At 66.7% G+C, this 13569-nt stretch carries 12 protein-coding genes; all 12 read left to right on the forward strand.

Annotated features, from left to right (window positions below; all coding sequences use genetic code 11):
• Positions 1-2 precede the first annotated feature (2 nt).
• Positions 3-389 carry a hypothetical protein gene (locus tag ASE63_RS18115; protein WP_056804344.1) on the forward strand — a complete coding sequence of 129 codons (387 nt, stop codon included), beginning with the start codon at positions 3-5 and terminating at the stop codon, positions 387-389.
• A complete protein-coding gene (locus ASE63_RS18120) occupies positions 380-1726 on the forward strand; it encodes a pyruvate dehydrogenase complex dihydrolipoamide acetyltransferase (RefSeq protein WP_056804347.1) in 1347 nt (448 codons plus the stop codon). Before ASE63_RS18115 ends, ASE63_RS18120 begins: the two co-directional genes overlap by 10 nt.
• Before the next feature lie 7 nt (positions 1727-1733).
• Positions 1734-3176: a dihydrolipoyl dehydrogenase gene (gene lpdA, locus ASE63_RS18125; protein WP_200962588.1), complete on the forward strand. Its 1443-nt coding sequence runs from the start codon at positions 1734-1736 to the stop codon at positions 3174-3176.
• A 128-nt stretch (positions 3177-3304) separates the two neighbouring features.
• Positions 3305-3583: a GlsB/YeaQ/YmgE family stress response membrane protein gene (locus tag ASE63_RS18130; RefSeq protein ID WP_348271360.1), complete on the forward strand. Its 279-nt coding sequence runs from the start codon at positions 3305-3307 to the stop codon at positions 3581-3583.
• A gap of 125 nt (positions 3584-3708) precedes the next feature.
• On the forward strand, positions 3709-4716 hold the full coding sequence (gene lipA, locus ASE63_RS18135) for a lipoyl synthase (protein WP_056804352.1): 1008 nt from the start codon (positions 3709-3711) through the stop codon (positions 4714-4716).
• 14 nt (positions 4717-4730) lie between these two features.
• Positions 4731-5201 carry a type II toxin-antitoxin system RatA family toxin gene (locus tag ASE63_RS18140; RefSeq protein ID WP_056804355.1) on the forward strand — a complete coding sequence of 157 codons (471 nt, stop codon included), beginning with the start codon at positions 4731-4733 and terminating at the stop codon, positions 5199-5201.
• Positions 5202-5436: 235 nt separating this feature from the next.
• Positions 5437-6021: an ANTAR domain-containing protein gene (locus tag ASE63_RS18145; RefSeq protein ID WP_056804587.1), complete on the forward strand. Its 585-nt coding sequence runs from the start codon at positions 5437-5439 to the stop codon at positions 6019-6021.
• On the forward strand, positions 6018-7091 hold the full coding sequence (locus ASE63_RS18150; RefSeq protein ID WP_056804359.1) for an ABC transporter substrate-binding protein: 1074 nt from the start codon (positions 6018-6020) through the stop codon (positions 7089-7091). Before ASE63_RS18145 ends, ASE63_RS18150 begins: the two co-directional genes overlap by 4 nt.
• Positions 7092-7378: 287 nt before the next feature.
• Positions 7379-8707, forward strand: a complete 1329-nt coding sequence (locus ASE63_RS18155) for a CmpA/NrtA family ABC transporter substrate-binding protein (RefSeq protein ID WP_056804361.1) — start codon at positions 7379-7381, stop codon at positions 8705-8707.
• Positions 8708-8710: 3 nt separating this feature from the next.
• The gene (locus ASE63_RS18160; RefSeq protein ID WP_056804364.1) at positions 8711-9925 is read left to right on the forward strand and encodes an FAD-dependent oxidoreductase; all 1215 of its coding nucleotides are present in this window, start codon (positions 8711-8713) and stop codon (positions 9923-9925) included.
• Positions 9926-9927: 2 nt separating this feature from the next.
• Positions 9928-12618, forward strand: coding sequence for a molybdopterin-dependent oxidoreductase (locus ASE63_RS18165; RefSeq protein WP_056804366.1), 2691 nt, complete (start codon positions 9928-9930; stop codon positions 12616-12618).
• Positions 12619-12656: 38 nt separating this feature from the next.
• Positions 12657-13559 (forward strand): nitrate ABC transporter permease, encoded by a 903-nt coding sequence (ntrB, locus tag ASE63_RS18170; protein ID WP_056804591.1) that lies wholly within the window; start codon positions 12657-12659, stop codon positions 13557-13559.
• The last annotated feature ends 10 nt before the right edge of the window (positions 13560-13569 follow it).

Here is a 13569-nt window from a genome sequence, read left to right on the forward strand (position 1 = left end):
CCATGGCGGCGATGACGATCGGAGCCATGGTCGCTTCGGTTGGTCTGGCCAGCGCCGGAGCGTTTGGCGCCGTCCGCTATTTTCGGCCGCGGGAGCGTCTCGCGCCCCGGCCACTGACGCCCAGGCATCTGGCGCGGGCACGCCTGCGTCTGCACCGCATCGACCTGACCGCCTTCGTGCTGGCCGGCAGCGGCGTGCTATCGCTGGTGCCCGAAACCATGCAGGCCTTCGCGCCGGAACTGATGTACGGCACCACGCTGGCCGGCTCCGCGCTCGACCGTCTCGACTACGTCGCCTTCGTCTTCGTCTCTATCAGCTTCGGCATGGGCATCGCCCGCCGCGCGCTGCTCATCGCCCTTGAAAAAGCGAGCCTCCACCCATGCCCGTGAACATCCTGATGCCCGCGCTCTCGCCCACCATGGAAAAGGGCAACCTGGCCAAGTGGCTCAAGAAGGAGGGTGACGCCGTCAAGGCGGGCGACGTCATCGCCGAGATCGAGACCGACAAGGCGACGATGGAGGTCGAGGCCGTCGACGAGGGCATCCTCGCCAAGATCGTCGTGCCCGAGGGCACGGCGGATGTCGCTGTGAACGAGGTGATCGGCGTGATCGCGGCCGAAGGGGAGGATGCTAAGAGCGTCTCCGCCCCCGCCGCAGCCACTCCGAAGGCGGCGGCCGCTCCCAAGGCCGAGGCCACGAAGTCCGACGCTCCCAAGGCCGAGACGCCCAAGCAGGAGAGCGCTCCCGCTGCTGCGCCGAGGGCTGCGGAGGCTTCCGGGGACCGCCCCTTCGCCTCGCCGCTGGCCCGTCGCCTCGCCAAGGAGGCCGGGCTCGATCTCTCCGCAATCAAGGGTTCCGGCCCGCATGGCCGCATCGTCGAGAAGGATATCGAGACCGCGAAGGCCGGCGGCGGCGCCAAGGCCGCCCCGGCGCCTGTTGCGAGCGGCCCCGCCGTTGCCAAGCCCGCCGGCGCGCCGCTGGCCTCGGGCCCGTCGGACGAGCAGGTCAAGAAGCTGTTCGAGCCGGGCTCCTATGAGGAGATCCCGCATGACGGCATGCGCAAGACCATCGCGCGCCGCCTGACCGAGGCCAAGCAGAGCGTCCCGCATTTCTACGTCACGGTGGATTGCGAGCTCGATGCGCTGCTCAAGCTGCGCGCCGAGCTCAATGCCGCGGCTCCCGAGAAGGACGGCAAGCCGGCCTACAAGCTTTCGGTCAACGACATGGTGATCAAGGCGCTGGCCCTGGCGCTGAAGGCCGTGCCGGACGCCAACGTCTCCTGGACCGACGGCGCGATGCTGAAGCACAAGCACGCCGATGTCGGCGTCGCGGTGTCGATCCCGGGCGGGCTGATCACGCCGATCGTGCGCGACGCCTGCCACAAGACGCTGAGCCAGATCTCCAATGAGATGAAGGACATGGCCGCCCGCGCCAAGGCCCGCAAGCTGAAGCCCGAGGAGTATCAGGGCGGCACGACAGCCGTCTCCAATCTCGGCATGTTCGGCGTCAAGGACTTCGCTGCGATCATCAATCCGCCGCATGCGACGATCCTGGCCGTCGGCGCGGGCGAGCAGCGCCCGGTCGTCAAGAACGGCGCGCTGGCGATCGCCACGGTGATGTCGGTGACGCTCTCCACCGACCACCGTGCCGTTGACGGCGCGCTCGGTGCCGAACTGCTCGCGGCCTTCAAGGGCTATATCGAGAAGCCCATGGCAATGCTGGTCTGAGGAGGCGATCATGGCTGACTACGACATCATCGTCATCGGCTCCGGCCCCGGCGGCTACGTTGCGGCGATCCGTGCAGCGCAGCTCGGTTTCAAGACCGCCATCGTCGAGCGCGAGCATCTCGCCGGCATCTGCTCGAACTGGGGCTGCATACCGACCAAGGCGCTCCTGCGGTCGGCCGAGATCCTGCATTACGGCCAGCACGCCAAGGATTACGGGCTGGTGCTGGAAGGCTCGTTCAAGGCCGATCTGGAAGCCATCGTGAAGCGCTCGCGCGGCATCGCGGCGCGGATGAACAACGGCGTCCAGTTCCTGATGAAGAAGAACAAGGTCGACGTGATCTGGGGCGAGGCGGTGCTGACCAAGCCCGGCACGATCAAGGTCGCGCCGACGAAGAAGCCGGCCCAGCAGCCGCAGGTGCCGCCGCCGAAGACCGCCAAGGGCGAGGGCACCTATACCGCCGACCACATCATGGTCGCGACAGGCGCCCGGCCGCGCGCGCTGCCGGGGCTGGAGCCGGACGGCAAGCTGATCTGGACCTATTTCGAGGCGATGAAGCCCGAGAAGATGCCGAAGTCCCTGCTCGTCATGGGCTCGGGCGCCATCGGTATCGAATTTGCGTCTTTCTACCGGACGATGGGCGTCGAGGTCACCGTGGTCGAGGTGCTGCCGCAGGTCGTCCCGGTCGAGGACGCCGAGATCGGCGCCTTCGCGCGAAAGGCCTTCGAGAAGCAGGGCATGAAGATCCTGACCGGCGCCAAGGTCACCAAGGTCGAGAAATCGGCGGATTCGATCACCGCCCATATCGAGGATGAGAAGGGCACCAAGCAGACGATCACCGCCGATCGCATGATCTCGGCCGTCGGCGTCGTCGCCAATGTCGAGAACATCGGTCTCGAGGCGGTCGGTGTGAAGACCGATCGCGGCTTCATCGCGATCGACGGGCTCTGCCGCACCAACGTCAAGGGCATCTATGCCATCGGCGACGTCGCCGGCCCGCCGATGCTGGCCCACAAGGCCGAGCATGAGGGCGTGATCTGCGTCGAGGCCATCAAGGGGCTGCATCCGCACCCGATGGACAAGAACATGATCCCGGGCTGCACCTATTGCCACCCGCAGATCGCCAGCGTCGGCCTGACCGAGGCCAAGGCGAAGGCGGCGGGCCACGAGCTCAAGGTCGGCCGCTTCCCCTTCGTCGCCAACGGCAAGGCGGTGGCGCTCGGCGAGGACCAGGGTCTGGCCAAGACGATCTTCGATGCCAAGACTGGCAAGCTGCTGGGCGCCCATCTGGTCGGGCCCGAGGTCACCGAGTTGATCCAGGGCTTCGTCGTGGCGATGAACCTCGAGACCACCGAGGAAGAGCTGATGCACACGGTCTTCCCGCATCCCACCCTGTCGGAGGTGATGAAGGAGAGCGTGCTCGACGCCTATGGCAAGGTTCTGAACGCCTGAGGTGGTAAGGGCGCCGGCCATCCTGGGCGTCAAAGCCTAGGGCGATGCTGGGGTGCTGAAAGCGGAACCTCCCAGGCGCATCGGCGGTTTTGCCGGCGCGCATCCGCGCCGGCTTCGGGGGAATGACGATGGAAAACTTTGCCGCCACCATGGCTCAGCCGGGCTACGGCTTCTTCGCCACGATCTTCATCGGCATGCTCGCCGGCTGGATCGCCGAGAAGATCACCTCGTCGGACCATGGTCTCTTCACCAACATGCTTGTCGGCGTCGCGGGCTCATTTCTGGGCAGCCGCGTGGCGGAACTGCTGGATATCCGGATATTCGGGTTTTGGCGGACGCTCGCGGCCGCGATAGCGGGCGCCGTCATCGTCATCGTGATCTGGAACGCCGCGCGCGGGCGCAAATGACGTGACCTGAGCCGGACGCATGTCGCGTGCGACGGCAGGGAGCGGCGCCCGAGGTTGCCCCGCTGCGTCGGGGAGATTAGCTAGAAGCGTGCGGCGGCCCTGGAGCCGCCGCGATGGAAAGACCCATGGCCCTCGTCCTCGATCTGCTCAACCGCGACCCGCGCCCCAATGTCGGCAACCCGAAGGCGCAAAGCTCCTCGGCGCCGGCCGAGCTGCGCCATCCCGAGAAGCAGAAGCGACCGGAGAACCCGATCCTGCGCAAGCCGGACTGGATCCGTGTCAAGGCGCCGGGCTCGCCGAAATGGGCCGAGACCCAGAAGATCGTGAAGGCCGAGAAGCTGGTCACGGTCTGCGAGGAGGCCGGCTGCCCGAATCTCGGCGAGTGCTGGGAGAAGAAGCACGCCACCTTCATGATCATGGGCGATACCTGCACGCGGGCCTGCGCCTTCTGCAACGTGAAGACCGGCGTGCCGCAGCCGCTCGACCATGAGGAGCCGCGCAAGATCGCGGATGCCGTCGCCAAGCTCGGCCTCGAGCATGTCGTCATCACCTCGGTCGACCGCGACGATCTGAAGGACGGCGGCGCCGAGCATTTCGCCCAGGTGATCCGCGCCATCCGCGCCACCTCGCCGAAGACGACGATCGAGATCCTGACGCCGGACTTCCTGCGCAAGCCCGGAGCGCTCGAGGTGGTGGTCGCGGCCAAGCCCGACGTCTTCAACCACAATCTCGAGACGGTGCCCGGCAAATATCTCAAGGTGCGTCCCGGCGCGCGCTACTTCCATTCGTTGCGGCTGCTGCAGCGGGTCAAGGAACTCGACCCGGCCATCTTCACCAAGTCGGGCATCATGGTCGGGCTCGGCGAGGAGCGGAACGAGATCCTGCAGTTGATGGACGACCTGCGCTCGGCGGATGTGGATTTCATCACCATCGGCCAATATCTCGCGCCGTCGCGCAAGCACCACGCGGTGATCCGCTTCGTCACGCCCGAGGAGTTCAAGGGCTTCGAGCAGATCGCCTATGTGAAGGGCTTCCTGATGGTGTCCTCGACGCCACTGACCCGCTCCTCGCATCATGCCGGCGAGGATTTCGCGCGGCTGCGTGCGGCGCGGGCCGCAAAGTCCGGCAACTGAGGCCGCTCGCCCGCATGCCGATGTTCAACAATGCCCGCCGGGTGAAGCACAGCCCTGAGCAGATGTTCGCCCTCGTCGCCGATGTCGAGAAGTACCCACAGTTCCTGCCGCTCTGCGAAGGGCTGACCGTGCGGCGCAGGACACCGCGCGAGGAGGGCGGCGAGGTGCTGCTGGCGGACATGACGGTCGGCTACAAGGCGATCCGCGAGACCTTCAGCAGCCGCGTCACGCTCGATCCGAAGAGCCTGAAGATCCTGGTCGAGTATGTCGACGGGCCGTTCCGCTATCTCGAGAACCGCTGGACCTTCAAGGCGCTGCCGGGCGGCGGCTGCGAGATCGGCTTCTTCATTTCATACGAGTTTGCCAGCCGCATGCTCGGGTTGCTGATGGGAACGATGTTCGACAAAGCCTTCCGCAAGTTCGCCGAAGCCTTCGAGCGCCGTGCCGACGGCATTTACGGCACGGCGCGGCTGGCAGAGACCTGACGCTCGCGAAAGCATTTGCCCTTCAAGCCGGATCGCGTTGCCGTCATTTGCTGTGCGAGCTCCGTGAAGCAACCATGGGGCTGTAGACCGCTGCCGCCCCTGGATTGCTTCGCCGTTGACGCTCTTCGCAAAGACGGCAAAGGCGTTTCAACGCCACCGTCCAAAGTCGTTCGCGCTTTGGCACGCTTCGTGAATTAGCGCTCCTCAACCCCACACGGGAAAGCGCTTGACCGGCATGGTGCCAAATCTGCGGATCCTCATCGTCGACGCGAACCAGGTTCGGGCGGCGATCATCGAGGAAGGCCTGCGGGAGGCCGGCTACCAGCAGCTGATCCGCGTCTCCGCGACGACGGGCCTGGTTGCCGCCATCGAGGCCCATGACCCTGACGTCGTGGTGATCGACCTCGAGGATCCCAGTCGCGACGCGCTGGCCGACATGTTCCTCGTCAGCAGGCATGTCCGCCGGCCGATCACCATGTTCGTCGACCAGTCGGACTCGGCCTCGATCGAGGCCGCGGTCGAGGCGGGTGTCTCCGCCTACATCGTCGACGGGCTGAAGAAGGAGAGGATGAAGGCGATCCTGCAGACCTGCATCAGCCGCTTCAATGCCTTCCGGAAGCTGCGCGAGGAACTCGACGAGGCCCGCTCGCAGCTTGAGGACCGCAAGACGATCGACCGCGCCAAGGGCATTGTCATGCGGCTGAAAGGTCTCTCCGAAGACGAGGCCTACGCATTGATGCGCCGTACGGCGATGAACGAGAAGCGCAAGCTCGTCGACATCGCCCGCTCTCTCATCACCGCCGCGGAGATGCTCGAATGACGACGCTGCACCTGCGGGTCGGCTTCATGCCGCTGGTCGATTGCGCGCTGGTCGTGCTGGCAAAGGACGAGGGCTTCGCCGAAGCCGAAGGGCTCGATCTGGAGCTGGTTCGCGAGGTTTCATGGTCGAACCTGCGCGACAAGCTGAACGTGCGCCTGTTCGACGCCGCCCATATGCTCGGCCCGGCCGCCATCGCTGCGACGCTGGGCATAGGCGGCGTCAAAGCCCCCGTGGCGGCGCCACTGGCGCTCAACCGGGATGGCGCCGCGATCACCGTCTCGCTGCGGCGCTTCGAGGAGCTGTCGCGACTGGCCGAGGGAGACCTGGCCGATACCGCGGTCTCGTGCCGCGCGCTTGCCGCCATGGTCGCGCGCCGCAGGGCTGCCGGCCTGCCGCCGCTGACCTTCGCCGCGGTGTTCGGCTTCTCGATGCATATCTACATGCTTGCCGAATGGCTGGAGAAAGGGGGGCTCAAGCTCGGAGAGGACATCCGGTTCGAGGTGGTACCGCCTCCCCAGACTGTCGAGGCGCTCGCCAGCGGGCGAATCGACGGCTTCTGCGCGGGGGCGCCTTGGAATTCGGCCGCCGTCGCGGCTGGCGTCGGCGCAATGGTCCATGCCAGCGTCGACCTGCGCCGCAACTGCCATGACAAGGTCCTGGCCTGGCGGGCCGACGATGTGCAGAAGCGCCCGGCCGCCGTCTCCAAGCTTGGCGCCGCGATCCTGAAGGCCAGCGCCTGGGCCTGCCGTCCGGAGAATTTTTCGCGCATGGCGCATCACCTCTCCGCGCCGGACCGCCTGGCGCTCCCGGCAGGGCTCATCGAGCGCATCCTGCATGGTGATCTGATCCAGGGCGCCGATCGGCCGCCTCGATCGATCGAGCGGTTTATCCGGTTCGACCGGGAGGCCCTGCGCCCCGACCCTGATGATGCCGACTGGGTGCTGGCCGGCATGGAACGCGCCGGCCAGATCGTCACGACCGCGCTTATGCGCGACATCGCCCGTGGCGTTTTCCTGCCCGCCTCTTTCGAGGGCATTCTCGCCGCAAGCGAAGCGGAGATTAAAAACTAGGCATCTGCGCCGAGATTGCGCACTGCAGCAAGATGATTGCGCTCACCGTCGGATCGTCTCCAACTCGTAATCTGTTGCAATTCAAGGCAAGGCGCGCGCCCGAAGCGATTGGCACAGTCCTTGTAAGGCATTCCGTGACGCGGCCAACGCTGCCCGCGTGCTCCCCGATCCGGACGATACAGCAACGCCGCTGTCGAATGCGCCTGCCAAGGCGTCTTTCGCGTGGCGTTTTTTGCGTTCGGGTCTGGGTCCAGGCGAGTGGCTTTTCAGTAACCGAGAGGCGATCGATGACGCATACCTCCAAGACCGGGATCAAGGTGGCCGCATCCGCGCCGGCCGCTGCCAGCCGCCGACACCTCCTGCAATTGTCCGGTGCGGCTGCGCTGCTTGCCGCGGCGAAGGCTGCCTTGCCCTCCGGCGCCTTCGCGCAAGGCGCCGGCCCCGAGGTCAAGGGCACGCGCCTCGGCTACATCGCACTGACGGACGCCTCGCCGCTGATCATCGCCAAGGAGAAGGGCTTCTACGCCAAGCATGGCCTGCCCGACATGGATATTGCCAAGCAGGCGAGCTGGGGCGCGACGCGCGACAACATGGCGCTCGGCTTCAAGGCCAACGGCATCGACGGCGGCCACATCCTGCGACCCAAGACGCATCTCTACACCACCGGCAAGGTGATGCAGAACAGCCAGCCTCTGCCGATGTATACGCTGCTCAACCTCAACGAGGACGGGCAGGCGATCTCGGTCTCGAACGAGTACAAGGACCTCAACGTCCAGAAGGACGCCTCGCCGCTGAAGCAGGCCTTCGAACGCAAGAAGGCCGCCGGCAAGGAACTGACCGCCGCCATGACCTTCCCGGGCGGCACCCACGATCTCTGGATCCGCTATTGGCTTGCCGCCGGCGGAATCGATCCCGACACCGATATCAAGGTCATCGTCGTGCCGCCGCCGCAGATGGTGGCGAACATGAAGGTCGGCAACATGGACTGCTTCTGTGTCGGCGAGCCCTGGAACGAGCAGCTCGTCAACCAGAACATCGGCTACACCGCGCTGACGACGGGCGAACTCTGGTCACGCCATCCCGAGAAGATCCTCGGCATGCGGGCCGACTTCGTCGATGCCAATCCCAAGGCGACGCAGGCCATCCTGATGGCCGTGATGGAAGCTCAGGCATGGGCCGACAAGCGGGAGAACCGCCAGGAGCTTGCCGAGATCGTCGGCAGGCGGCAGTGGTTCAACGTGCCTGTGGGCGACATCAACAAGCGCCTGCTCGGCGACATCAACTATGGCAACGGCCGCGAGGCGAAGGGCACCGATCTCCAGATGAAGTTCTGGGGCGAGGGCGGTTCATCCTCCTATCCCTGGAAGTCGCTCGATACCTGGTTCGTTACCGAGAACATCCGCTGGGGCAAGTTCGAGCCGACGATCGACATCAAGGCGCTGGTCGACAAGACCAACCGCGCCGACCTCTGGCGGGAGGCCGCCAAGACGCTCGGCGTCACAAACGCGCCGACGGCCGACTCCCGCGGCGTCGAGACCTTCTTCGACGGCGTGAAGTTCGACCCGGCCGCGCCGCTGGACTACCTCAAGGCCCTCAAGATCAAGCGGGTCGCCTGAGCCATGGCCGAGCCGCTGATCATTGTCGGAAAGGGAATGGCGGCGACGCGGCTGGTCGACGAGCTCAGCCAGCGCGCCCTCGGGCGTTACTCCATCGCGGTGATTGGCGCCGAGCCAAGGCTCGCCTATAACCGCGTGCTGCTCTCGCCGCTGCTCGCCGGCGAAATCGCCGTGCCCGATATCGAGCTGAAGCCCGCCGCGTGGTGGCAGGCACGCGGCGTCTCGACGCTCTATGGCCGCGCCGTCTCCGCTATCGACCGCGCGGCGAAGACGATCACGTTGGAGGACGGGCTGAGCCTGCCCTACGCCAAGCTCATCCTTGCGACCGGCTCGAGCCCTCTAAAGCCGCCTTTCCCCGGCATTGATCTCCCCGGCGTCGCCACCTTTCGCGATACGGCCGATGTCGACCTGCTGCGCGCCCATGCCGAGCGCGGTTCGAGGATCGTGGTGATCGGCGGCGGCCTGCTCGGGCTTGAGGCGGCCTATGGCCTCGCAAAGGCCGGCGGCAAGGTCACCGTGCTGCATCTCGTCGACCGGCTGATGGAGCGCCAGGTCGACGCCGAAGGCGCGGCGCTGCTCGCTGCGGAGATGGGCAGGCGCAACATCACGATCCGGCTCAACGCCGCGACCACGGGCTTCGTCGGCAACGGCAAGGTCGAGGGCGTCGAGCTCGCGGATCGTTCCGTGGTGCCGGCCGATCTCGTCGTCATTGCCATGGGCGTGCGCCCGAATGCCGGGCTCGCCAAGGCGGCCGGCGTCGCGGTCAACCGCGGTGTCCTGGTCGATGACGGCATGGCGAGCGACGATCCCTCGATCTTCGCCATCGGCGAATGCGCCGAGCACCGCGGCCAGGTCTACGGGTTGGTCGAGCCCGCGTATGAGCAGGCGCGCGTGCTCGCTGCCCGGCTCGCCGGCAAGGAGGCGAGCTATGTCGGTTCGTTGCTTTCGACCAACCTCAAGGTTTCCGGCGTCGGTGTCTTCTCAGCCGGCGATTTCGAGCCCGGCGCGGGGAACGAAATCGTCGTACTGCGCGATCGCGCCGCTGGCATCTACCGAAAGTTCGTGCTGCGCGAGGGGCGTCTCGCTGGCTGCATCCTCGTCGGTGAGACGAGCGGGGCGCTTTTCTATCTCGGCCTGATCCGCTCCGGCCAGGACATCACCGCGATTCGCGCCGATCTGCCGTTCGGCGAGGCCTATTGCGTCAGGGAGGCCGCCTGACCATGCGCCACGACTCCCCACTCGCCGGCACCGTCCGCACGACCTGCCCCTATTGCGGGGTGGGCTGCGGCGTGCTGGCGAAGCCGGACGGCGCAGGTGGCGCGGCGATCGCGGGCGATCCGACGCATCCTGCCAATCTCGGCCGCCTGTGCTCGAAAGGTTCGGCTCTCGGCGAGACTCTGGGCTTGGGAAACCGCGTTCTCCATCCGATGAAGCGCAACGCGGCAGGGGGTTATGACCGCGTGTCGTGGGATGTGGCGCTCAATGCGGTCGCGGCGGGTTTGAGAGGCACGATCCGCGAGCACGGCCCGGGCGCCGTCGCCTTCTACCTTTCCGGCCAGCTCCTGACCGAGGACTATTACGTCGCCAACAAGCTGATGAAGGGCTTCATCGGCTCAGCCCATGTCGACACCAATTCGCGGCTCTGCATGTCCTCGACCGTCGCCGGCCAGCGCCGCGTCTTCGGTTCCGATACAGTGCCGGGGAGCTATGAGGATCTGGACTGCGCCGACCTGATCGTGCTGGTCGGCTCCAATACTGCATGGTGCCATCCGATCCTGTTCCGCCGCATCCAGCAGAATCGGGCCGAGCGTGGCGCCAAGGTCGTGGTCATCGACCCGCGCGTCACCGCGACCGCCGAGGATGCCGATCTTGTCTTGGCCCTGAAGCCGGGCTCGGACAGCACGCTCTTCGCCGGCCTGCTCGTCGACCTCGCCGAGCGCGACCTGATCGACGCGAGCTATCTCGCCAACCACACGGCAGGCTTCGAGGAGACGCTGGCCAATGCGCGTGCCATAGCGCCGGACCTTGCTACCGTCGCCATCCGCACTGGCCTGAGCATGCCCGCTATAGCCGCCTTCTACGTGCTGTGGGCCTCGACGCCAGCCGTGGTCACGGCCTGGAGCCAGGGCGTAAACCAGTCGGCCCAGGGGACGGACAAGGTCGCGTCTATCCTGCACTGCCATCTCGCTACCGGCCGCATCGGCCGGCCCGGCGGTGGGCCTTTCTCCCTGACGGGCCAACCCAACGCCATGGGCGGGCGCGAGGTCGGTGGCCTCGCCAACATGCTGGCCGCCCATATGGGCTACTCGCCGGCCGAGATCGACCGCGTCGGGCGGTTCTGGCAGGCACCGAACATGGCCAGGCAAGAGGGCCTGAAGGCGGTCGCGATGCTCGATGCCGTGGCCGGCAGGACCATCCGCGCGCTCTGGGTGATGGCGACCAACCCGGCCGTGTCGCTGCCGCGCGCCGATCAGGTCCTGGCGGCATTGAAAAGGCTCGACCTCTTCGTCGTTTCCGAGAACGTCCTCTCCAACGACACGCTGCGAGGTGAGCCGGACTTCATCCTGCCAGCCGCAGCCTGGGGCGAGAAGGACGGCACGGTCACCAATTCCGAGCGCCGCATCTCGCGCCAGCGCGCCTTCCTGCCGCTGCCCGGCGAGGTGAAGCCGGATTGGTGGATCGTCTGCGAGGTCGCCAAGCGTCTCGGCTTCACCACCGCCTTCGACTATTCCGGCCCGGCCGACATCTATGCCGAGCATGCCACGCTCTCGGCCTTTGAGAACGAGGGCAGCCGCGATTTCGACATCGGCGGCCATTCCACACTCGGCCCCGCCGCATATGACGCGCTGGGTCCGGTGCAATGGCCAGTCCCGGCGGGGCGGCCGCTCGGCACGCCGCGCCTTTTCGCCGATGGCGGCTTTTACACGGCGGACCGCCGCGCGGCCTTGATGCCGCTGGCGATCCCGGCGCTCGCTGCGGCCGTCAGCGAGACGTTTCCGCTGCTGCTCAACACCGGGCGCGTCCGCGACCAATGGCACACGATGACCCGTACAGGCCTGAGCCCCAGGCTCGGCGCCCATGTCAGCGAGCCCTCGGTCTATGTGAATCCGGCCGACGCCACCCGTTACGGCCTGAGCGAGGGCAGTTTCGCCCGCGTCGAGAACGGCCATGGCGCGGTCGTGCTGAAGGTCGCGCTCGATCCCGGCATCCAGGAGGGCGCTCTCTTCGCTCCGATCCACTGGTCGGGCGAGACGGCCTCGCATGCTCGCATCGGTGCGGCGGTGCAGCCGCTCTGCGATCCCTATTCCGGCCAGCCCGAGATGAAGGCGACGCCCTCGCGCATCCTCCCGGTCGCATATGCGTCGCGCGGCTTCGTGCTCTCGCGCGCTGCGGTCGCGCTTCCCGTCGAGAGCTGGTGGGCTTCCGTGGCCGTCGAGGGCGGGCACGGCAAGCTCTTTGCGAGCAATGCCTCGGCCGAGCATCTGATGGCGCATTGCCGCACAGTCTTCGGCGAGGACGGGCTGGTCGAGATGATCGACTGCGAAGGCGGCATCTATCGCTGTGCCGCGACGCAGGGTGGCAAGCTGGTCGCGGCGCTGTTCTTCGGTCCGGCCGAACGAGCGCCGCTTTGGGACACCGTCAAACGCGCCTTCGCCGATCCCGACTTCGCTCCCGAGAACCGGCTCGCCCTGCTGGCAGGGTACCGGCTCGACGGCGCGACCGATGCAGGGCCGGTGGTTTGCGCCTGCTTCGGGGTGGGCCTGAACGCCATTCGCGCCGCCTTCGCCTCGGGCCAGGCGGTCAGCACCGACGATATCGGCCGACAGCTCAGGGCCGGCACGAATTGCGGTTCCTGCCTACCGGAGATCCGGCGCATCGGACTGGGCTCCCGCCAGGAGACCGCGGCATGAGCATCACCAGCATCGAAACCATCGAAAGGAATAACGGGATGGGTCAGGCCGCCTTGAAGGAGGCCCAGGCGAAGGTCGTCGCACTGCCGGCCGCGACCGCGCAAGTCGTCAGCCTGCCGCAGGCGGAGGCCAAGTCGCTTCCGGCGCTGCTCTCGGCCTGGCTGAAGCCGGTGCTGCAGAACGTCGTTCCGCCGTTGATCACGGTCGCGCTGATCCTGCTGTTCTGGCAGATCGCGGCCTCGGGGCCGCAGTCGTCGCTGCCGCCGCCAACCAGAATCTGGGAAGAGGCGAAGGACCTCATCGTCGAACCGTTCTATTGGGCGGGCTCGCAGGATATCGGGCTCGGCTGGCGCATCCTGGTCTCCCTCCAGCGCGTCGCCATCGGCTTCAGCCTCGCGGCGGTGGTCGGCGTCCTGCTCGGTGCGCTGATCGGCCAGTCGGTCTGGGCGATGCGGGGGCTGGATCCGGTCTTCCAGGTGCTGCGCACCGTGCCGCCGCTGGCCTGGCTGCCGCTTTCGCTGGCCGCCTTCCGCGACAGCCAGCCCTCGGCGATCTTCGTGATCTTCATCACCGCGATCTGGCCGGTGATCATCAACACGGCGGTCGGCATCCGCAACATCCCGCAGGATTATCGCAACGTCGCCAAGGTGCTGCGGCTCAACCAGATCGAGTTCTTCTTCAAGATCATGGTGCCCTCCGCGGCACCCTACATCTTCACGGGGCTTCGGATCGGCGTCGGGCTGTCCTGGCTCGCCATCGTCGCGGCCGAGATGCTGACCGGCGGCGTCGGCATCGGCTTCTTCATCTGGGACGCGTGGAACTCCTCGCGCCTCTCCGACATCATCGTGGCGCTCGTCTATATCGGCGTGGTCGGCTTCGTGCTCGACCGTCTCGTCGCCGGTATCGGCAGCGTCGTCACCCGTGGCACGGCGCAAGGCTGAGGAGCGAGCG

This window comes from Allobosea sp. Root381, assembly GCF_001429395.1.
Taxonomy (GTDB): Bacteria; Pseudomonadota; Alphaproteobacteria; order Rhizobiales; family Beijerinckiaceae; genus Allobosea.

Excerpts from the sequence above, each read along its gene's own strand:
- ASE63_RS18115 (WP_056804344.1), top strand. The coding sequence starts at position 3 with ATGGCGGCGATGACGATCGGAGCCATGGTCGCTTCGGTTGGTCTGGCC.
- ASE63_RS18120 (WP_056804347.1), top strand. The coding sequence starts at position 380 with ATGCCCGTGAACATCCTGATGCCCGCGCTCTCGCCCACCATGGAAAAG.
- ASE63_RS18130 (WP_348271360.1), top strand. The coding sequence starts at position 3,305 with ATGGAAAACTTTGCCGCCACCATGGCTCAGCCGGGCTACGGCTTCTTC.
- lipA (WP_056804352.1), top strand. The coding sequence starts at position 3,709 with ATGGCCCTCGTCCTCGATCTGCTCAACCGCGACCCGCGCCCCAATGTC.
- ASE63_RS18140 (WP_056804355.1), top strand. The coding sequence starts at position 4,731 with ATGCCGATGTTCAACAATGCCCGCCGGGTGAAGCACAGCCCTGAGCAG.
- ASE63_RS18145 (WP_056804587.1), top strand. The coding sequence starts at position 5,437 with ATGGTGCCAAATCTGCGGATCCTCATCGTCGACGCGAACCAGGTTCGG.
- ASE63_RS18150 (WP_056804359.1), top strand. The coding sequence starts at position 6,018 with ATGACGACGCTGCACCTGCGGGTCGGCTTCATGCCGCTGGTCGATTGC.
- ASE63_RS18155 (WP_056804361.1), top strand. The coding sequence starts at position 7,379 with ATGACGCATACCTCCAAGACCGGGATCAAGGTGGCCGCATCCGCGCCG.
- ASE63_RS18160 (WP_056804364.1), top strand. The coding sequence starts at position 8,711 with ATGGCCGAGCCGCTGATCATTGTCGGAAAGGGAATGGCGGCGACGCGG.
- ASE63_RS18165 (WP_056804366.1), top strand. The coding sequence starts at position 9,928 with ATGCGCCACGACTCCCCACTCGCCGGCACCGTCCGCACGACCTGCCCC.
- ntrB (WP_056804591.1), top strand. The coding sequence starts at position 12,657 with ATGGGTCAGGCCGCCTTGAAGGAGGCCCAGGCGAAGGTCGTCGCACTG.